Annotated in this window: 21 protein-coding genes; 3 read left to right on the top strand and 18 right to left on the bottom strand. The window is 52.7% G+C overall.

The genetic code is table 11. From position 1 onward, the window contains the following. The first annotated feature begins 35 nt into the window (after positions 1-35). Positions 36-1,355 carry a winged helix DNA-binding domain-containing protein gene (locus tag NSS64_RS10555; RefSeq protein WP_339310038.1) on the top strand — a complete coding sequence of 440 codons (1,320 nt, stop codon included), beginning with the start codon at positions 36-38 and terminating at the stop codon, positions 1,353-1,355. Positions 1,356-1,682: 327 nt separating this feature from the next. Here the strand turns inward: NSS64_RS10555 and NSS64_RS10550 are convergent, their stop codons facing one another. From NSS64_RS10550 to NSS64_RS10530, 5 genes are all read right to left on the bottom strand, one after another. Beyond that, positions 1,683-2,147, bottom strand: coding sequence for a hypothetical protein (locus NSS64_RS10550; protein WP_339310040.1), 465 nt, complete (start codon positions 2,145-2,147; stop codon positions 1,683-1,685). Between the two features lie 146 nt (positions 2,148-2,293). After that, positions 2,294-3,004, bottom strand: a complete 711-nt coding sequence (locus tag NSS64_RS10545; RefSeq protein WP_341140043.1) for a hypothetical protein — start codon at positions 3,002-3,004, stop codon at positions 2,294-2,296. Next, the gene (locus NSS64_RS10540; protein WP_341140042.1) at positions 3,001-3,945 is read right to left on the bottom strand and encodes an ABC transporter ATP-binding protein; all 945 of its coding nucleotides are present in this window, start codon (positions 3,943-3,945) and stop codon (positions 3,001-3,003) included. Before NSS64_RS10540 ends, NSS64_RS10545 begins: the two co-directional genes overlap by 4 nt. Positions 3,946-4,150: 205 nt before the next feature. Then, a complete protein-coding gene (locus NSS64_RS10535; RefSeq protein ID WP_340940225.1) occupies positions 4,151-4,498 on the bottom strand; it encodes a four-helix bundle copper-binding protein in 348 nt (115 codons plus the stop codon). Between the two features lie 95 nt (positions 4,499-4,593). Beyond that, the gene (locus NSS64_RS10530; protein ID WP_340940224.1) at positions 4,594-5,595 is read right to left on the bottom strand and encodes a CobW family GTP-binding protein; all 1,002 of its coding nucleotides are present in this window, start codon (positions 5,593-5,595) and stop codon (positions 4,594-4,596) included. 182 nt (positions 5,596-5,777) lie between these two features. On the opposite strand from NSS64_RS10530, the gene NSS64_RS10525 reads away from it, so the two are divergent. Then, positions 5,778-6,293, top strand: coding sequence for a MogA/MoaB family molybdenum cofactor biosynthesis protein (locus tag NSS64_RS10525; RefSeq protein ID WP_341142794.1), 516 nt, complete (start codon positions 5,778-5,780; stop codon positions 6,291-6,293). Between the two features lie 109 nt (positions 6,294-6,402). Further along, positions 6,403-6,618, top strand: a complete 216-nt coding sequence (locus NSS64_RS10520) for a hypothetical protein (protein WP_081751113.1) — start codon at positions 6,403-6,405, stop codon at positions 6,616-6,618. Between the two features lie 106 nt (positions 6,619-6,724). On the opposite strand, the gene NSS64_RS10515 is transcribed toward NSS64_RS10520, so the two are convergent. The 13 genes from NSS64_RS10515 to NSS64_RS10455 form a co-directional block, all read right to left on the bottom strand. Beyond that, positions 6,725-7,324: a DUF1349 domain-containing protein gene (locus NSS64_RS10515; RefSeq protein ID WP_340940223.1), complete on the bottom strand. Its 600-nt coding sequence runs from the start codon at positions 7,322-7,324 to the stop codon at positions 6,725-6,727. Next, the gene (locus NSS64_RS10510) at positions 7,324-8,532 is read right to left on the bottom strand and encodes an MFS transporter (protein ID WP_341140041.1); all 1,209 of its coding nucleotides are present in this window, start codon (positions 8,530-8,532) and stop codon (positions 7,324-7,326) included. The genes NSS64_RS10515 and NSS64_RS10510 overlap by 1 nt, the downstream gene beginning before the upstream one ends. A gap of 246 nt (positions 8,533-8,778) precedes the next feature. Beyond that, complete coding sequence (locus NSS64_RS10505; RefSeq protein WP_036724568.1) at positions 8,779-11,085, bottom strand: thiamine pyrophosphate-dependent enzyme; 2,307 nt, start codon at positions 11,083-11,085, stop codon at positions 8,779-8,781. Positions 11,086-11,111: 26 nt separating this feature from the next. Further along, a complete protein-coding gene (locus NSS64_RS10500) occupies positions 11,112-12,122 on the bottom strand; it encodes a 2-oxoacid:acceptor oxidoreductase family protein (protein ID WP_036724606.1) in 1,011 nt (336 codons plus the stop codon). 584 nt (positions 12,123-12,706) lie between these two features. Then, the gene (locus NSS64_RS10495) at positions 12,707-13,219 is read right to left on the bottom strand and encodes a hypothetical protein (RefSeq protein ID WP_341140040.1); all 513 of its coding nucleotides are present in this window, start codon (positions 13,217-13,219) and stop codon (positions 12,707-12,709) included. A 267-nt stretch (positions 13,220-13,486) separates the two neighbouring features. Next, positions 13,487-13,774: a hypothetical protein gene (locus tag NSS64_RS10490; protein ID WP_341140039.1), complete on the bottom strand. Its 288-nt coding sequence runs from the start codon at positions 13,772-13,774 to the stop codon at positions 13,487-13,489. Positions 13,775-13,954: 180 nt separating this feature from the next. Continuing rightward, positions 13,955-15,247, bottom strand: a complete 1,293-nt coding sequence (gene ltrA, locus NSS64_RS10485; RefSeq protein ID WP_341138973.1) for a group II intron reverse transcriptase/maturase — start codon at positions 15,245-15,247, stop codon at positions 13,955-13,957. Positions 15,248-15,303: 56 nt separating this feature from the next. Beyond that, positions 15,304-15,603, bottom strand: coding sequence for a hypothetical protein (locus NSS64_RS10480; protein ID WP_341140038.1), 300 nt, complete (start codon positions 15,601-15,603; stop codon positions 15,304-15,306). 273 nt (positions 15,604-15,876) lie between these two features. Continuing rightward, the gene (locus NSS64_RS10475; protein ID WP_341140037.1) at positions 15,877-17,106 is read right to left on the bottom strand and encodes a glycosyl hydrolase family 8; all 1,230 of its coding nucleotides are present in this window, start codon (positions 17,104-17,106) and stop codon (positions 15,877-15,879) included. A 356-nt stretch (positions 17,107-17,462) separates the two neighbouring features. Continuing rightward, complete coding sequence (locus NSS64_RS10470) at positions 17,463-18,914, bottom strand: nicotinate phosphoribosyltransferase (protein WP_341140036.1); 1,452 nt, start codon at positions 18,912-18,914, stop codon at positions 17,463-17,465. Positions 18,915-18,932: 18 nt separating this feature from the next. Further along, positions 18,933-19,481, bottom strand: a complete 549-nt coding sequence (locus NSS64_RS10465) for a cysteine hydrolase family protein (protein ID WP_340940217.1) — start codon at positions 19,479-19,481, stop codon at positions 18,933-18,935. 48 nt (positions 19,482-19,529) lie between these two features. Beyond that, positions 19,530-20,300, bottom strand: coding sequence for an NUDIX domain-containing protein (locus NSS64_RS10460; protein ID WP_036699096.1), 771 nt, complete (start codon positions 20,298-20,300; stop codon positions 19,530-19,532). Between the two features lie 142 nt (positions 20,301-20,442). Beyond that, on the bottom strand, positions 20,443-20,895 hold the full coding sequence (locus tag NSS64_RS10455) for a RicAFT regulatory complex protein RicA family protein (RefSeq protein WP_076086829.1): 453 nt from the start codon (positions 20,893-20,895) through the stop codon (positions 20,443-20,445). Positions 20,896-20,919 lie beyond the last annotated feature (24 nt).

Genomic DNA, 20,919 nt, shown 5'->3' with positions numbered 1-20,919 from the left:
ATAATGAAGCAATACATATTATGGGTGAGGTGAAGATGATGATAACCTACAGTCTTAGCAAGCGGCAAGCCCGGCTGTTCCTGCTGCGCCATCAGCGGCTCGTCCCGGACGGATTGCCCGGCGGCAAGCAGAGCATCTATGACTTCGTCCGGCATGTAGGCTGTATCCAGTATGATCCGCTCAGCATAGCCGGACATAATCACGAGCTGGTGCTTCAGGCGAGAATCCCCGGCTTCGTGCCCGAGATGGCCAATGAGCTGCTATATAAGGACAGGCTGCTGATTGACGGCTGGGATAAGAACATGTCGATCTACTGCACGGAAGACTGGCCGTATTTCCAGCGCCGCCGGGAAGCTGCCGCCAGGCATCAGCATAACGAGGCCATGGCGGGCATGATTACCCATGTCCGTGCGGAGCTGGATGCACGAGGGCCACTCTCGTCACTGGACCTGGAGAGTACGGAGAAGATCGACTGGTCCTGGGCTCCGGCAAGACTCTCCCGGGCCGCCATGGAGAGCATGTACTTCTGGGGCGAGCTATCCATCCATCACCGGGTGCACACCCGGCGTTATTACGACTACACGGCCAAGCTGCTGCCTCCTGAACTGCTAGGCGCAAGCGATCCTAACGAGACGTTGGAGCAGCATCACGATTGGTATGTGCTGCGCCGGATCGGCAGCATCGGCCTGCAATGGAACCGGTCCGGGGACGGCTGGCTTGGCATCGCAGGCCTGAAGAGCAAGGAACGGACAGCGTCCGTGCAGCGGCTGCTGCAGAAGGACCTGCTCCGCGAGGTACAGGTGGACGGCCTGAAGCTGCCGCTATACATCCGCACAGCAGACGTCCCTGAGCTTGAAGCTATATTGCTTCAGGATGATACTGCGGGTGTGAATGAATCCACAGCCGGGCCACAGGCTGGTAATGAGGGTGGGGCCGGTCGTGCTGGAGGAGCAGCCTCCTTCGCGGCGGCACTGGCTCCGCTGGACAATCTGCTGTGGGACAGAGAGCTGATCCTCCAGCTATTCGGCTTTCAATACCGCTGGGAGGTCTACAAGCCTGTGCTCGAGCGGGAATACGGGTACTATGTCCTCCCACTCCTCTACGGCGACCGCTTCATCGGTCGGCTGGAACCGGTGATGAACAAGAAGACCGGCGTACTAACCATCGTGCGCTGGTGGTGGGAGGCCGGAGAGGCGCTTGAACGCTCAATGCTCCCCGCTCTCACCAGGGCCTTCTCTTCACTGCAACACTCGACCGGAGCCTCCTCAATCCGCTTCGCGCCGGATGTCGTTCAATCTTGCGGGCTGCAGGAGCTGGAGGAGGCCCTGTCTGCCAATGCGGTAAAAACAAATTAATCCGATTATCTGATAACCCTCCGGGCGGAGGATGGAAGGACTTATGCGGTCGTCCGCCCACCTCTGGGGCAATCGGCGAATTCAGGGGCACTAGTGCCCCTCATTTGGACGTTTGGCTCGTATTCGCTGAATTCAGGGGCACTTCTACCCCTCGCGGCTCTCCGTCAGCCCACATAACGCCTCTCCAGCACATTGTATTCGGTTTTCCGCATACATCCGGCCCAATATTACGCTCAGCTCGTATAACCAAAGAAAACTCCCGCTTTCGCAGTCTTACTGCGAAAGCGGGAGTCTTCTTGTAAGTGTAACTATATTTCATTGATTACCTTATTGGATATGCTCTTCCTCAAGGCCAAGCTTGCTGTACATCTCAGTACAATAGCCCTGCAGCTTAATCTCCAGCCGGCTCGCCTTGTTCTTGAAGCGTTTCAGTTCACGGATCATATGGGCCCGGCCGGCCGGGGTGAAGGTCTCTTGAATCCGTTCCTTGAAGTAATCATGGACAATATGATTGCGTTCCTTCCATACGGCCTGCAATTGACTCGTCTCTTCCTCAGAGAAGGGGAAGTGATGCTGGATTTCTTTGATGAGTTGGCCGAGTGAATTGCTAAGCTTGCGTTGATACAATTCTGCGATTTCGGCGTCAGTTGGCGTCTTGCCCCGCGACAGCTTCGTCAGCAGCAGCAGATTCGTTAATTGCTGCTCCAGCGCCTGGCAATAGTAGACAGCCAGCCCGAAATAGGCAAATAGCTCTTTGGACTGTTCACTCTCCGGTATTTGTGTATCCTTCATCGTTCCTCCCGTTCTTGATCTGGTTATTTGATTTGTGTGTAGATTGAACTTTTCGTTCTATTTCGGAATGGCCGTTGCTGCGGTGAACATTTGGACTTCCGGCCACTTTTTTCAAATTGTAAATCATCAAGGTCAAAGGACACAGCTCAGTTTGTTTTGTTATAGTCCATACGGCCGGTACGGTAAATGTAGAACCCGGCAAGCAATATTATGTACGCCAACGCGTGGGCATAGGCTCCTAGCACGGAGGACACTGGCAGAGTCTCTGCATTCATCATCCTGTCCATGACCGGGTATACCGGGGGCAGGAGAATAGATACAACAGGCCCCGGCACCACATCAGCCACTTTACCGGCGCTAATAGATAGAATGAGGAGGATCAGCATCATTCCGGCCGCATATCCAGCCCGCGGTACCCACGAGGATTGCAGGTACAAGGAGAGTGTAATCCCTAATAACCCCATTAGAGCATGTCCGGCCAAACCAAGCAATATCCGCTGAAGTCCGGCAGGTTCATGGAAGCTTCCGGTCAAGACGGGGTACATAACAATGATGACATCCAGCAGCAGCGTAAGCAGGACCAGGGTCAGCAGACCGCCGATACTGTAGCGGCGGGCACTGCGGAGCTGAACGATAACCACCTGCTTCTGCACCGCCTGCTCATGGTTAAGGAAGCTTAAGCCGAGCCACGCACAGGCTATGAATAGAAAGACTGCCGTAGCCGAGTAGCTGCTCATGACCGGATTAGGCTTATAGGAATAGAGAATTAATACCGCAATTATTACACCGGCAACCGGTCCGAAGAACCGCTGGGAGACTGTATAACTATGCAAAAAATAACCGATTAGCCCTTTCACCCGCGTCCACTCCCGCTCTGATCCTTGGGGTCCATCCACTCGGCCAGGTCACTTAATCCCCCGAGAGGCTTCACTGAAACTATGGAACCGCCCGCAGCAAGAATCTGCTGCAGGCAGGTATCTGACATTTTCTGTTCTACAGTCAACCCTGTACACGCTGTACCGGCGAAGTCCGGCTCCGGCAGCACGCGGATGACTCCAGGCAAGGCTTCCAGAGCCCGCTGGGCTTGTCCCGGCAGTGCTTTATAGACGATATCCACTACTGGAGCACTCTTCAGCTTCTCCGCTCCATGAATCGTCCGGAGGGTCTGCCCTTCATGTAATACATATACTGTATCCGCGACAGCTTCGATGATCTGCGGTTCATGAACGGACAAGACGAGTGCCGTCCCCTCCGCCTTCAGTTCCAGCAATATTTCGATAAGCGTATCTTGTGCGGGCAGATCCAGTCCCGACATGGGCTCGTCAAGCAACAGCAGCTGCGGCCGGATGAGCAGGCTCTGGATCAGGTTGACCTTCTGCAGCATTCCCTTGGAGAAGCCTGCCAGCTTGCGGCTGCGGGAGGCTTCGAGACTGAACAGCTGCAGCAGTTCGTTAATCCGGGACCCCGAAGCCGCTTCGGAGAGTCCGGCAATCCGGCCCATACAGCGCAGATAGTCTTCGGCGGTGAGCTTCAAGCCGGGAAACGCCTCAGGTGCATAACCTGTGGTTATCGCCCGACGGTCACAGATAAGATCACCGGAGGACAGCTTCAGCAGCCCCGCGAGGATGGATAACAGCGTACTCTTGCCGGACCCGTTACGGCCGATGAGAGCCGTGGCCGTGCCGGGAAGAACCGTCATCGATATTCCGGTCAGAACCGGGCGGCTTCCATATCGCTTGCTTCCTCCGGTAATTGTAATTAGAGATGTTGCATTCGTGGCTTCCAGGCCTCCTTCCATTCGTGCATGCCTCTGGGCCGCATCGAACGGCAGCCTGATTGTTCTCTTATGTAACATTCGCCGGAATGGCTTTATTCTCCTTTTTATTTTCGTGAATCCATGAATTTCACATTGAAAAAAACCAGAACTGTGCAGAAAAAATCCGCACCCGCCCTGGTTCCTGTTAAGTATTCAATGCTATATATGTTAGTCCTAATGGGTGATGTCAGGCGTAGACTTCAACAGCTTCACTGACCAATCTGCAGGCCATGGCTGCATTGCGGCAGGCATCAATGCAATCCTGGCAATGGTTATGCTTATGACGGCTGCTTGTGTCCGCGCAGCGGTCACAGATGTCAGCACATAATTTGAGGATTTCGGCCACGAACGGGCTTTGGCGGGTCATCGCCTGAATAGCGAAGGAACAGATGTCTGCGCATTCACGGTCCAGCTGGATGCTCTCCCGCAGATCGGCCAGATCATATTCCTTTAGGCTTGAGACATAGCTATAGTTACAGGCATCCATACATTTAATCAAAGCATTAATGCATTCCTGATATTGAATTCGGGTCATAGCCTTACAACCTCCTGCAATTAGTATAGGGTATGCCTATGTATTAACCTGCAAGAATAAGAACGAACCATTCATAAGGAACTGCAGATTGTTAACTATAGGCTTCGTTTGACCGCTGCGGGTCTGGACAGCAGACGTCCCTCCAGGCGCAGAAGTTCCCTGCGCAGCTCACCGGAGGAGAAATGCTCACCTATGAAAACCGCAACATCCGGCACCTCGCCCTGGGGCGTAATTCTCATGAAATCCGCTTCTCTGTAGGCGTACTGAAACAGAAACCGGCTGGAGGTATCGGTAAAAGTTACGATCCCCTTGGCCCGGTACACATCACGTGGCAGCTCCTTCACAAACCGTTCGAATTCCTCGCTGTTCACGGGATTCTGGAAATAATGCGTGTAAGCCATCACATGATCATGCGAAGCATGCATCGCCCCTTCAGCTCCGCCCTCCGTATGCTCCCCGCCCTCAGGCCGGTCTTCCCTATGAACGGCTCCCACACTGCCCAGCAGCACTTCCGGCTCCAGCTCACAGCGTACCGCCGGCAGAATCTCCGCGTACGCATTCCACTTACGCAGCACCTCCGAGATCTCTGCAATCTCTGCGGCTTGAATGCGGTCTGTCTTGTTCAGAATCAGGACGGATGCACAGCGGATCTGCTCCTGCATCAGACGGTAGGTAGCCCCTTGCTGGGAGCGGTACAGCTCCAGCAGATGGGCAGCATCGACGACGGTAATCAGCCCCTTCAGCTCCACCTGCTGATATAGCGAAGTCTCCGTTACTGCATCCACAATCTCCAGCGGGTTGGCTGCGCCTGTAGCCTCGATGATAACAACATCCGGCGATTCTTTTTTGACCAGCGTGGTCAGCTCCGTGCTTAAGTCCCCTCTGCTGGTGCAGCAGATACAGCCGCCCAGCATCTCTGCCATCGGCACAGACTGCTCCACCAGCAGGCCGTCCAGATTCACCTCACCCAGCTCGTTCATAATTACGGCCGGACGGAGGCCCTGAAGCTTCCAATGATCCAAGAGACGCTGCAATAATGTTGTCTTGCCGCTGCCGAGAAATCCCGACAAGATATATACTGGTAATGACTGTTCCAAGTTTGCTCTCTCCCTGCCTCAATCGGTTATGGTAGCGAGTGTACTACAATGACCGCCTCTGTGCAAGGCGGCACTGCCAGGTGAGGCATACATCAGCTTCCCCGGAGCTTGTTATTGCCGCTTCCATACCCTATCATGGGAAATATAAGCTGCACAGCAGTTACAAAAAGGAGCTGGTTCGTATCTCATCCGTCGAAGAACACCGGAGCGAAGCCCCGGATTCAGTCGCTTGCTACATCATAACGGTCTCGGACACCCGGACCATCGATACGGACACCGGAGGGCCGCTGATCCAGAGTCTGCTGGAAGCTGCCGGTTATACCGTGACCGGCCGCACCATCGTCAAGGATGATTATGAAGATATCCGGGAGCTGGTCTACAAAAGCTCCGTCCATTCCGGCATCGAAGCTGTGCTTCTGACCGGAGGGACCGGCATTTCCCCCCGTGACACCACCTATGAGGCCGTAGCCTCTCTGCTGGACAAGTCGCTGCCGGGCTTCGGGGAGATTTTCCGGCTGCTGAGCTTCACGGAAGATATCGGCTCTGCCGCCATGCTTAGCCGGGCCATTGCCGGGACGATCGGCAGTACCGCTGTCTTCTCCATGCCCGGCTCCACCGGTGCGATCAAGCAGGCCATGGAACGGCTGATCCTGCCCGAGCTGCGCCATGTCATGCGCGAGATCTACAAGCGTTCGTGAGACGCAGCATGGCCGGACACCTATTTTGCCGGAATCTAGACGAATGAACAAGCAGGCTCCTGCATAACGCGTATACTGGCATAAGTCCACTGCGAAGGAGCTGAGTGTAATGAGAAATTGTCCGAAATGTCCTGCTGAAACGGTTACAGATCCCACACAGGTTGTATATGAAGATTACTATCATCCCCAGGTGGTCCAGGTGGTCCACCATGTAGAGGTCGTCAGACGCCACCACTGTGTTCCGGTCCCTCACCATATCTACACTTATTCCGTCCGGGATGAAATGTGCGGGCCTACCGCAATGGTGCGCAGCAGAAAAAGATAGTCTAGTCTGCCTCTCCGGTCTATAAGATAGTATATTGTAAAAGGCAAAACCGCCGTCTGCGCGTGAAAGATACGCGCAGCGGCGGTTTTGTCTTTTCCGGGAAAGTCTATACAATTGGCGGGTCTGTATGAACGTCTGCATCGGGTGCTGTAGCCGCCCAGCGTGTGAAGGTGACCTGAAACCCGGCCCGCGTTGGAGCACACAGGAAGGGTCCTGCCTGGCTGCCAGTCTCATAGGGGAACCGGGCAACGCGGATAGTCCGCCAGGGATGATTCTCTGTTCGCGCTCTGAGGATTACTGCATCCTTCATCCGTGAAGCCCGCAGGGTAATTACTTCGCCCTTCCACTCGGGCACAGGGGACAATGACCAGTCAGAGTAACCATCCGTCACGACTGCACCTATATGGGGAACCCCGTCATTCACCTCAATACCGGCTTTGATCCATTGCTCACCGCTGTGCCATAGCATAATACCTGCCTGGTCGTACAGCTCCGTGAACCCGTCCAACGCAAAGCTGATCTCTACCGCTTCTGCCTTGTCCCAAGGGGCAAGCAGCGCATGACCGTTGTCATGCTGGAAGCCGTACATCGTCTTTTCCCAGTAATCACTGCCCTTCGCTGCATGGGCCACCAGTTGACCGTCTGCGGTCCTGCTGGACACCGGTTCATTGCTCCATACTCCATCCTGCCATTCTATGAATCTCATTACAGCCTCACCTCTCCTTGTCGTTTGCTCATCATCCGGTTAATGATTTCAGAGCTTACTATCATCACTATGATATACCCAATCATTGCCGGCGGGAGAATCATGAAGGTGCTCCGCGCCGCCGCCCAACCCAACAGTGGAGGCAGAAACGCACCGCCGGTGTAAGCCAAGGCCATCTGATACCCCATAATCTTCTGCGAATGCTCCGCTCCGAACCGGGCGGGCGTCTCATGCAGCATGCAGGGGAAGATCGGTGCTGAGCCCAGGCCAATCAGAATAAAGGCGACCAGTGAATACACATCCGGCAGCGGCAAGGCCAGCAGCAGCGAACCCGCGAGTGAGATCGCCAGCCCGCCGCGAATCAGCGTACGGTTGCTGAACCGGAAGGTAATGAAGCCGGTAATCAGCCGCCCGGCCGTGATTCCGCCATAATAGAGTGAGACCCATCCGGCAGCCGTTGCCGGGGATACCTCCTTGACGTTCACCAGATAACTGCTGCCCCATAGCCCCACCGTAGCTTCCACTCCGCAATAGAACAGGAAGGTGAGCATCGCCAGCTTCACGCCCGGGATGCGGAGCACCTTACCCTCAGCGGGAACGGCCGGAGGCCGGGAATCTAACTTCTCAGACCTCTCTACAGGCTGCTGGCCGCCCCGTTTGCTTACCTTTGTCCACAGCGGCAGACTGAAGAACAGTACCACGACTAACGCGAACTGAATCATGCTGACCGCGAAAAATCCCGTTCTCCAGGACTCGCCATTCGCAATATAACGCGACATCAGAATCGGCCCCAGCATAGCCCCTATCCCCCAGAAACAGTGCAGCCAGCTCATATGATGCGCTTTGTAATGAGTCGCCACATAATTATTCAACCCTGTATCAATCGAACCGGCCCCCAGACCCAGCGGCAAGGCCAGCAGAGCCACCCACACGACGGAAGAGGAATAAGAGAAGCCGAACAGGGCCAGAGCGGTTACCGCCACGCTGATAAAAGTAACCATCCCCGTCCCGAGCCGCTTCAGCACCACACTGCTGGCCAAGCTTGAGATAATCGTCCCGGCGACTACTATCATCGACAGCAGTCCGGCCAGCTCAACCGGCGCCCCGAAATCCAGCCGGATAATCGGCCAGGCTGACCCAAGCATCGAATCCGGCAGTCCCAGGCTGATGAACGCCAGATAAATAATGATTAAGAATACCGTTGCCATGTTACTCCCGCCTAACCTTTCATTGTAGGTGAACTATCCCATCGATAGAGTTGCCAGCTTCTTGGAAGCGACTTTTTTTCATTTGGGTTTCCCCTCGTTACTATATCATGTTACATAATTATTTTATAATATTCTTCCGGGCTAGTTATAGCTGCAAAATAGCCCGGCAGAGTGACTCTGCCGGGCGGGTACTAACTTTAGCTATTGCTTGCTTATGAATGCTAAGACTCCAATAGACCTTACACCTTACAAGTCTGGATGCTCATGCTTCGCCTTGAGGCGGCTCCAGCGGCGCTGTACTTCACCCTCGAAGCTGCGCAGGGCCGGTTCATTCTCCGGCTTCAGCAGATGGCGGGTCTTGCCCATTGTCTTCAGCCAGGCGGATACTTCTATCCGTTTGTCCTTATCTTCCGGGTTATAGGTGATACTCGTAATTCCCTGCTCTACTTCATAGAGCGGGAAGAAGCAGGATTCGACAGCCAGGGACACGATATCTGTGCCGTCCTTGTCGTCGCTCATCCAGTTCAACGGACAGGCAATGAGAATCTTGCCGTAGACCAGACCTTCATTTTGCGCATACCACTGGGCCTTCGCCGCCTTCTTCAGCATATCCTGCGGATAAGCTTCACAGCCGGTGAAGACATAAGGAATGTTGGTAGCCGCCATAATCTGCGCTGTATCCTTGTGCTGGGTCACCTTGCCCTGCTGGGTTTTGCCGATGCTTGAGGTGGAAGTCCGGTGTCCGAGCGGTGTCGAATAGGACTGCTGCGCCCCTGTATTCATATATCCTTCGTTATCATATTCCACAATGATCATCTTGTGGCCGCGCAGCGCTGCACCGATCGCAGGTCCCATCCCGATGTCCATCCCGCCGTCGCCGGTAACCATAACGAACGTGAAGTCTTCCTTCAGCCCCAGCCCGTCAAGCTCACCGCGGCGTTTGCGTTCCCAGAACATCTCAACCACACCGGACAGCGTAGCTGCGCCGTTCTGGAACAGATTGTGGATGAACGTCGATTTATGGGAGGAATACGGATAGCCGGTAGTCGTTACCATCGCGCAGCCGGTGTGGTAGAGCGCTACGATATCGCCTTCGATCCCTTTGAAGAACAGCTCCAGCCCGGAGAAAATCCCGCAGCCCGGACATGCCCCATGTCCTGGAGACAGGCGTCTTGGCTTCTTCATCAGCGAACGGACCGGCGGAACTCTGACACTCAGCTTGCCGGTCTCTTCGTTCCGGGTTACCGTGATCAGGCCGGTCTTCAGCTTATCGAAGTCCATCGGCTTCAAGAGGCGCTTCGGCGCATTCTCCGGCGCTCCCGGATTATGGCCATAGTAATCGAACGGAATCTCTACACGGTCCGCAACAACAGCATCCATAGCCAACTGGAAGAAGTGATGCCCGTCTTCGGCATAGAAGTCTTTACCGCCCAGACCGTAGATCCGGCTGATCACCTTAGTCGTTGTATTGCCGTAAGTGAACAGTGCAGCCTTAATCTCGTTCACCATGTTACCGCCGTGTCCGCCAACCGAATCGGCACGGTCACCTACAGTAATGGCTTTGACATGCTTCAGTGCTTCAGCAATCTGCTTCTGCGGGAACGGACGGATCATGTTCGGGGAGATTGCCCCTGCCTTGATTCCCTGCTCACGGAGCTGATCGACTACGTCCTTAATAATCTCCGAAGCCGAGTTCATCAGGAAGACAGCAACATCGGCATCCTCCATCCGGTACTGCTCGATCATCTCATAATGGCGTCCGGTCAGCTCTGCGAATTCCTGGGCGATTTCTTCAAAGACTTCACCCGCATTGTACATCGCAACGGATTGCTGATAGCGGTTGTTGATGTAATCCGGTTCATTCATGTAAGGTCCCACAGTGACCGGATTATTGCGGTCCAGGGTATCGGTGAAGCCTGCAGGCGGTTGTTCGCCAACGAACTTGTGAACATCCTCACGGTGGGCAAAAGCCTGTACCCGGCGCTTCTGGTGCGAAGTGAAGTAACCGTCAGAGGCTACCATCACCGGCAGCCGGACTTTGGCGTGTTCCGCCAGCTTCAGCGCCATCAGGTTCATATCATAGACCGACTGCGGATCACGGCACATCAGGATCGGCCAGCCGGTGTTCAGGGCGAAATACAGGTCGGAGTGATCTCCGTGAATATTCAGCGGTCCTGAGATCGAACGGCAGACTAGATTCATGACCATCGGCATCCGCGTACCTGCTTGTACAGGCAATTGCTCCAGCATGAACATGTACCCTTGAGCGCTGGTTGCGTTGAACACACGGCCGCCTGCCGTCGAAGCACCGTAGCAGATCCCGGCGGAGCTGTGCTCGCCGTCGGACGGTACCAGCATAATATCGTGCTGGCCGCTGGCTTTCATCGTATCGAGGAACTGAGCCACCTCAGTCGATGGGGAGATCGGGAAATAACCCATGACATGATAGTTAATCTGATGCGCGGCATAGGCCGCCATTTCATTACCGGACTCGTATAGGAATTTCTGCTCCACCTTGGCGGAGCCTAGTTCTTTTTCATAATCAATAGCCACAATGTATTCCACCTTTCTTCCGGGTTTTAGACTGGAGTTACCAGATCGAACTGATGCTTCACGGCATGGCTGTCCGCATAGCCTTCCTTCTCCCTCATGCTGGATAATGCCGAGGTCGGGCAGGCACCGATGCATTTCAGGCAGCCTTTACAGTACTGGTAGTCAATACCGAGCAGGAACATCTGCGAACGGCCCTTGCGGTCCAGGCGCTCTTCCCACACGAAGCATTGGTCAGGACATACCGTGTCACACTGTGCACAGTTGATACAGGACTCGATCTCAAATGCCGGAAGCATACCGGAACGGGAGATGCTGAGATTCTTCAGGAAGCTGCTGCCCGGGTTCGTGATCGTACCGCCCATCGGCTGAGTCTCGTAACCGAGAGCCGAGATATCAGAACGGACATATTCCGGCATGCTGTCGCCGGCAGCCAGCTCGAACTGCATGAATTTCACTTCATTGTAGCCGCGCTCAAAGGTGGTGATGGCCGACTGGACGGCCTGCGGATATTTTTTGCCGAGCGACTTCTCAATGACGCCCTTCATAATATCTGTATCCAGGAACGGGCAGAGCCGGAACAGCGCTCCGAGCATGGCCATGTTAACACGGTTCTTCTCCTTGAGTGCGATGCTGGTAGCATCGATTACCGCAATCGTGCCGGCCTTCATCTTCAGCAGCTCTCTGAGTTCTTCCGGCGTCTTGGCCGAGTTCACAAGAACGGTGCTGTGTTCATGAATTCCGCTGGTTACATTAACGGTCTTGGCAAGTGCTTCGTGAAATACGCCGACAACATGCGGACGCTCGACCGGTGAAGTATCGCGGATATGGGTATCCATATCACAGAAGCGGATGTGAGCCTTAACCGCAGACCCCTTCTTCTCCGAACCGTACGATGAGAAGCTGACGCCGTTCAGCCCTGCGCCGACCACTCCTGCTTCCGCCAGCATTTTACCTGCCAGGTTCGCGCCCAGGCCTCCAATGGATTCCAGACGAATCTCAAAGAATCCCAGTTCATTTACTATTGGCAATTGTACCACCGACATAACCCCTTTCTTAGTACATCCTTTTGACTTTTTCAACGATTGTAACTTGATTTTGCAAGCCGCGAAGTGACATATCTTGCATTTTCCACGCTCAGGAAATCACAGTTCTTTATAGATTTATGCAGGTTTCTTTATACGCGACAGTGCGGTGTTATTTCAATAGAAGGAAAGCTTCCATGAAAACGACAAAATGTGAAAATTCTGTGTAATCCCGCACTCTCCCAAGCAAACTGTGGATGAGATGTCATCCTTAATTTAGCAATAAAATTAAAAATTAAGATGTTAAAAATATCACAGAAATTTTGGGCGATGCACAGTACCGGCAGCATCGTCAATGATCTTCATCCCTTTTAGGACTGTGTTTACTGTAGGGAAAAGTAAATAAAGTAGATCCATTAAAACAGTGGGCAGATTTTAGTCCGCAAGTTATGCAGACATAACTTTATTCGATAGAGTTGATTTATGTACATTTGAACAACGGTCTGTCCTTGGAGCGTCCACCCAAGTCCTCGCTTCGATCCCACTTAAAAACAGAGGGCTATCCCATTGGGACAGCCCTATTAAATATTCAGCTCATATTAGAGTACTTCGTATGCAGAAAAATTCAAATGGTAAGCAGGTGGTGAACTAAAATTCGGAGCATCTACAACGATATATACTGTTGCACCTGGTGGCACAAAAATGTTACCAAAGGTTTGTGATTCTGTTGTACCCGCCTTTTCTGTATAAAACAATTGGGTTTCACCAAAACCATTATTATAATTAATTTTATAACCAGCTCTTGTCGGTCCGTTCCCAGTAAAACCTCCTACAGTCGCATATACTCTTTTATAAGTAGAAGTAGTATTAGTCCATTTAAACCAATCTTTTTCTGTGGAATTTTGAATAAAGAGATCGTAAATAACCCCGCCTAATACTCCACCTTCTCCATTTAATAATAAACTTATTGCAGTGGACTGGGTATCTCCAATTCCAACTACCATTGGCCGGACTTCAGATACCTGACTATTTTCTTCGGCAAATGCGGAAGCCGATGGAATCAAAACGACAGCAGAGATAAGAAGAACAGACAGGAACTTTTTAATTTTCACAATTCTTCCGCCTTTCCAACCATTGTTAATCGGCCGATTACATCTTAAATAATACATCTACCCCTATATTTTTAATATAGTCCATAAGATGTCAAATGATAGATATTTACCGAAGATTATTTTGTTATTATTTGTTATATTATTGAATTAAATATCACATTATGTCATATCCCTCTAATCATGCATATTCAATGTAGGGACAAAGTCTGACAGATGTAGACATAATATAAACGTCTCAAGAAAACAAGCCATTTATAACCAGTACTGCTAGAGTGATAATCTTCTCCATAATCCCAGAACAAAATGCCTCGGCATCCCCATTGTAGTCGGTTTTTCGACCATATCCGGCCCACACACCTCTGCCGCACCGAATGTAGTCGGTTTTTCGACCATATCAGGCCCACACGCCTCCGCCGCACCGAATGTGGTCGGTTTTTCGACCATATCAGGCCCACACACCTCTGCCGCACCGAATGTGGTCGGTTTTTCGACCATATCCGGCTGTTCGGTGAAATCAGCGAAGTCATTCCTATTACTGATCCAGAATATAGTCATCCTGCCGATTCTCCAAGACACTTCCCCCCCCAACTTTATGCACAACTTATCCATATCGGACGTAAATCATAATTTCCTCTAGAGTAAAGGGCTGGAGTAACCCAGCCCCTCCTCATCAAACCGTACGTGAGGTTTTCCCTCATACGGCTTTCCGATGTTTGTCATTCATGGGCATGCAGATTACAATAGCGTTTTTAGTCCGCACTTATTGGCCATATACTTGACCTCCGGGAATGAACTCATCCATCTCCTCCGATTTCTCTTCTTTGCATACCACCGGGTGAATCGCTGCAGAATATACCAATCCAGCTTCGCTAACCTCTTTTGGCTATACTTCGTGTAATAATAATTTCTCCATCCCTGTATCTTGGGATTGAGCCATTCCACGTGTTCCTCAAACGATTTCCAGCGCATGCCGGGTGGTGCTAATCGGTCTTTGACCACGCCCCGGATACGTTCCTCTGCCTTCTTCGTTAGCCACTGCTGTGTGGTATAGTACACCTTCCCTTGAGAGGTTTCTGCTTTCGTTTTTCGGTGGTGCATTCCTAAGAAGTCGAAGCCTTCGTCTCCTGTCCACAGACCTACAATGCGGGTTTTGGTCGGATGTAGCGTGAGTTCCAGACGTTCCATAATGTTGCGGATGAGTTCATACGCATGTTCCGCATCCTTTTTGGTTTTACAGACCACAACGAAGTCGTCTGCATACCTCGTCAGTTCTCCCAGCCCACTTCCGTGTTTCTCCCATAACCAATCAAAGTAGTTCAAATAGATATTCGCCAGCAGTGGCGAAATCACGCCACCTTGGGGTGTCCCTAAATCGGAGCGCCGTACGTTTCCTTCTTCCATCACTCCCGCATGTAGCCACTTCCGTATCAGCTTCAAGATCCGCCTGTCATTGATACGCATTTGTATTAACTTCATGAGCTTCTCCTGATTGATATTGTCGAAGTAGCCTTGGATATCGATGTCGACTATCCAATTTCCTTTGCGGTTGCAGGCTTTACGGATTCGCTCCAACGCTCCTTTCGCACTTCGTTTCGGACGAAATCCGAAGGAGACTTCTTTAAAATCGGCTTCAAAGATGGGTTCAATCACCAGTTTCGTTGCCATCTGTAGGACTCGGTCACGCACGGTAGGGATGCCTAGCGGTCTTGGCTTCCCGTCTTTCTTTGGGATATAGTGCCGACGTACGGGCTGCGGATGGTAGCTGCCTTCTTTCAGTTCTCGCTCGCATTCCTTGAGGAATCTTGTTTCTCCTTGTTCTTCAATATCTGCGAGCGTCACGGCATCCACTCCCGCAGCTCCCTTATTCGCTTTCACCCGTTTCCAGGCTTCGCCTAGCACATCCCACCGGTAGACTTTGTCATACAAGGCGTGGAATTTACGCTTGTTGTTCTCCTTGGCCGCATGACCTAGCTTTTCTTGGAGTTCTTGAACTTTTTCCTTGGGTGTCGTTAGCCGCTTGGCATTCACTCACTCGTACCTCCTCCAAAAGCGTAAACAAAGCAGGGCTCCTTCCCTCCCTAAGGTTATGTTGTCCTTAGGTTCTTCGGTACTATAAGCCCCTCGGACTCCCTTCCCACAGACGGTTCATTTCGTCTTCTGGACTTATAGAGCGTCTCTTTACGGGTTCCTAAAAAAAATTTTTTTCTTTTTTTTCTTTTTTCTTTTTTTTTCTTTTTTTTTCTTCCGTGTGGGGGAGGGTCTCCCCAGTTCACTGCATTATCTTTCAATCCATGCCGTTCCCTATACGCCGGAGGATTCTTCACTGCTGTTCCAAGTTCTGTACAGTTTCCTTGGCCTTCGTCTATTGATTCGAGACTCGGCATCCTCTCATCCCCTTCGCAGGGCCTTTTTGACGACGCGGCAAGATTCACTTCATGTTGCGGCCTGGATTGTTGCTCGCCCAGTCTCTGACCGGTACTTTTGTCGATGCGCTTTTACGCACAGATTTCGCCATGCGCAAGCATCCTAGCTACAAAGGTGGCTTGGTCCCTCCTTTGGTTGGACTTTCACCAACTAGATAATGCGTGCCTCTGGGCACGCAATCAATTAAAAAAAGCAGCTTCACCAGTTTACACCGGGAAGCTGCCAGGGAACGCTTAGTAAGCCCACCAGTTGCCTGACATGACAATCATCGAGAACAGCTTGAGGCTGTCTTCATAATAGTCCTCTGCTGCGCTGTTCGCCGTATGGCTCCAGAGGGAGTTCAGCCAGCTCTGGTTCGCGGATGAGGTCATTGCGCCTACACCGAAGGGGCCGTAAAAGGCTCCGCTGTTGTAGCTGCCAAAGGTGGTTCCGTCCAGCTTGTAGCCATCCTTGATATTGCCCGGCGTGCCTCCTGTCTTGGCCTTAATCCAGGTGTTGAGCTGGTTCAGCTGGGATAAAGCGCGGTTATCACCGGTGAGCAGATAATCGGTGGTAATCCGCCATGGCACCCGGCAGGAATTATAGTTGTAATCCCCGTCACGCTGAGATTCCAGGAAATTCGCCGCAGCAGGCTTATAGGTATTGTTAGAATAGACTACGAAGTCAGGAAGCAGACCGGTTGCAGAGCTATAACCCGTATAGAGGCTGTTGATTAAGGTGTAGGTCTTGTTCGTTACATTCTGCCAGCGGGCATCCCCGGTAGCGGCCTGGAAGGCTTTGAAATGATTCACCATGAAATCTGAAGGTCGGGTGGCTGTGTTATAGGAGCCGCTGGTCGCCCAGTCTCCGAGACGGATCGTCCACTGGGACTGATTGATGTCATTATTCATGATGGCATTGATGATATTGGTCGCAGCCTGCAAGTAGTTAACGGTTCCGCTGCTTCCCCATTGCTTGTGGGCGAGCAGCAGGGAGTAGGCAATATCCATGTCGCCGTCTGTAGCCGAATTCTGGCCTTCGACATTCTGGAAGCTGCTGTTCTGCTTCCAGGACATCAGGTAAGGATTAATAGAGCTCGGGTGTGCGGTGTAATAATTATAGAGTCCATTATAATAGTTCTGCGCGTTAGCGTCATAGCCGGCCATCAGGACGGTGAACAGCATCCCGTAGCCCTGAGCTTCCGATACGGTCTCCCCGGCTGAATTATATTTCACATAATACTTGCCGGTGCCAGCCGGTTTGAGGTATGCGCCTTTCCATGCGTCCCATTTGGACTTAACAGCGTTATCCATGACTGTCTGCGTGACATTGTTCGGCTTGATGGTTCCGCTCGTGTAGGTTGTGTGCTGCGGGAACGGCTTGTTGACTGCTGCGAAGGCGGACCCGGCAGGCAGGATGAACATGGCCACACATAAAAGCATCAGACTTGTCAAATGCAGCTTGCGCCTCGCTGGTTTGTTCATAACTCTATCACTCCTCATAAGTTTGGTAGATGCCGTATAGATTTGCTGGTTAAGTGAACAGACAACTGCGGAAAAGCTCACCTCCTCCTTCGAGTGTGGCGGCTACAGTAGATAGCGTAGCGGTTATCATGAGCTTGAGGACGAATTTTAAAGCGCTTATACTTTCGTTGCAAAATCAGGTATCTTTCTTCCAAATCTGTAAAACCTAACATATTTAATATATGATTTCAGAGACTTGCTGTCAATGAGCAGATGGTCGCTCACACGAAAAGCCCTCTCAGGCCTACCGCCGAGTTCACACGGCAGGCCTGAGAGGGCTGACTATATTCCGGTTCTAATGAAATTCATACCAGGTTCTATTCTACATCTGTAATCATGTGCTCCGCAATCAGCTGCTGCTTGCGGTTCCATAGCTGTTCGCTGAGATTCACGCGGAAGACTTCCGGGTTCAGCTTGCGCAGGTACTCCGGCCAGAAGAGGTCGAGCTGCTCCTCATGGTAACGGCGGATCTCCGCCAACTCCGGCAGAGTATAGACCTGGAATCCGTTCACCACAATCGGCTCCAGCATCCGCACCGCGTCGTAACGCTCCACATGCTTCTTCATATAAGGATGCAGCGGGTTGAACAGCTTCAGCCGGACACCGCTGCGGGGTGCAGGCTCATCGGCGGAGCTGATATAATCAGCCAGCGCCTTGCCGTTTTGCCCGATAATGCGGTAGACTTCCTTTTTGCCGGGCGTAGATACCTTCTCGGGATTGGAAGAGATCTTGATCGTAGGGATCATCTCGCCGCTAGGCGCTTCAATCTCGACCAGCTTGTAGACGCCGCCCAGTGAAGGCTGATCCGAAGCGGTAATCAGTTGGGTTCCGACCCCCCATGTGTCAATTGCCGCCCCTTGTGACTTCAAGTTCATGATGGTGTTCTCATCCAGATCGTTGGAGGCCACAATCTTCACATACTGCAGCCCGGCTTCATCAAGCATCTCGCGTGCCTTGCGGGACAGATAAGCAAGGTCACCGCTGTCCAGCCGGATGCCGTTCATCCGTTTGCCCTGCGCTTCCAGCTTCTTCGCCGTGTTGATCGCATTCGGCACACCGCTGCGCAAGGTATCGAAGGTATCCACCAGCAGCGTCACGCCGTCCGGCATTACTCGCGCGTAGGCGTCGAACGCCTCCTGCTCGCTCGGGAAGCTCTGCACCCAGGAATGGGCATGGGTGCCCTTCGTAGGGATGCCGAACTTTTTGCCGGCCAGCATGTTAGAAGTCGCATGGAAGCCGCCGACATAAGCGGCGCGAGCGCCCCAGACTGCGGCATCCGCTTCCTGCGCGCGGCGCGTTCCGAACTCCAGCAGCGTATCACTCGGGGCCACCTGCTTGATCCGTGACGCCTTGGTAGCAATCAGTGTCTGATAGTTCATGAAGTTCAGGATCGCAGTCTCGACAAGCTGCGCCTCCATAATCGTGCCTTCGACCCTGATCAGCGGTTCATCCTGGAACACAAGGGCCCCTTCCTTCATGGAATGGAGACTGCCCTGGAAATGGAACTGCAGCAGCTCCTCCAGGAAGGCCGGCGCATAGTTCTCTTCCTGCTCTGACAGGTAACGGATATCTTCTTCCGTGAACCGCAGCTCCGCGATGTACTGGGCGATCCGCTCCAGCCCGGCGAACACAGCGAACCCGTTGCCGAACGGCAGCTTGCGGAAGTAGGCTTCGAACACCGCCCGGCGCTTGTGTGTACCATTCATCCAATGGGCATACATCATATTGATCTGGTATTTGTCTGTATGTAGAGCAAGTTCTCTCCTCAAGTCCTCATCTCCTAGTCGTTACACTGTTGTATTTGTGACAACCTTCGCGCCAAGACTGCCGCGGAAGTGTCCAAGCGCCCACACGTGGCCGTCCGGGTTGAAGCTGGCTACGGCATCCTCATGCACCGTAATCCCGAAGCCGTGGTTGTAGGCATCCACTGCCGTATGCAGCACACAGATATCCGTACATACCCCGATCAGATGCACCTCGGTAATGCCCCGCTCACGCAGCTTCAGCGCAAGATCCGTGCCGCAGAAGGCGCTGTAACGCGTTTTATCCATCCAATAGATGGCTTCCCGGTTCGCCTCGTAGACAGCCTTCAGGCTGCCGTACAGCTCACGCCCCTCGCTTCCCCGCAGATTATGCGGCGGAAACAGCTTGGTCTCCGGGTGGTACGGGTCATCGGCTTCATGCAGATCTACAGCCATCACCACATAGTCCCCGCTGCGCACGAATTGCTCCGTCAGTTCACTGACTCGGGGTGCAATATCGATGCCGGGCTGGCCGACAGGCAGGTTCCCGTCAACGAAATCATTCGTGAAATCAATTACAATCAGTGCTCTCATGGTAGGATAGCCTCCTAAAAGGTTAATGGGCCTGCACTTCCCGGCAGCTTACGTATAAATGGATAATAACGGCTCATGGTCCGTGAACATATAGAGCTGTGCCGGGCGCTGGGAGTATTGATTGGAGCTGAGCGGATTCCCCGCTTCATCGCTCACTTCTTTTAATATACCCTGACGGCTGCGTGTTGACGTAATTTTGCGGATAAAATTCGGTTCTTTGAATTCCGGCACCACCGTCTGAATCACCTGGTACAGCTCGCTCAGCGTGAAATGGCGCGGCAGAAACTGCCGGGCAATCGTCGTCTGCAGCATCTGCTGCTGAATCCGCAGGTAGGCATCGGTAATAATATCATGGTGGTCAAAAGCCAGCTCCAGCTCCTCCAGCGCTTCCTGCAGTGTGAACAGGCCCACCTCGCCTGCATCATCCGAGGCCTGCCGCTGCTCCAGCATCCACTCTTCCACCAGTGCAAAGAAGGCATGGCTGATAATCCAGCCGCGCGGATCCCGGCCCGGCTGGCTGTAGACGCCGAGATATTCCAAATGCCCGCCGTCCACGCCGGTCTCTTCCTTCAGCTCGCGCGTAGCGGCATCATAGATCGATTCATCCTCCTGGCAAAAGCCGCCCGGCAGGGCCCACATGCCCGCACACGGCCATTTTTTGCGCCGGACCAGCATCACCTTCAGCTCGCGCAGCGGCAGCGTCTTCGTGACGGTCTTCCGCTCGCGCTTGGTCAGTGTAAACATGACAATATCCGCCGGAACGCCATCCGGAGTGCGGTACTTCTTGGCGTTATAGGTTTGTTCCGCGTTCTCAGTCACTATAGATCATCCTTTGCCGCAGCTATTGTTTGTTGTTCGTATCTTTTAATGTACCAAACCTGTCCGCCCAAAATCAACCGGAGCCGGCCCGCTGACTATGTAAAAAGGGACGGATTCACATCCGCCCCCGGGGTGTTCTGCATTAATCTCCGCATGTAGAGGGCGGCGCTTCAGTGCCTGCTTCCACATTGATTTTATCCGAAACGGTATCCCTGATCACTGAAATCACCATCTGCAGCAGATAATTGATGTCGCTCTGGCTCTGCTGGAACTCGTTCACGACCGGGATACTGTCGATTTCATCCTGCAGCTCTTCAATCTCACGTTCAATCTTCGCGACCATCGCCTGGTTCTTGAAGCTCTCGAACGCCACGATCTCCTTCTGCTTCTTCTTAATCGTAGCAATGAGTCCCTGCACACGCTCGTGATTCAGAATCTTCTGCTCGGCCTGCTGGAAATGGCGGACCTCCTCACTGGTGGAGATGAGTGCAGCCAAGTCCTTCGCCTTGCCCATAATATCTTCACGGACAATTAAATCCCGGGTATTGTGGGTCTGCATGCCATATTCATTCAGTCGTGCTTCTTCCTGGCTCATTCTTCTCGCCTCATTTCTCTATAA

Source organism: Paenibacillus sp. FSL H8-0122 (assembly GCF_038005345.1).
GTDB lineage: Bacteria > Bacillota > Bacilli > Paenibacillales > Paenibacillaceae > Paenibacillus_AQ.
Note: the sequence above shows the minus strand (reverse complement) of the source record. Positions and strands in the feature narration are given on the sequence as shown.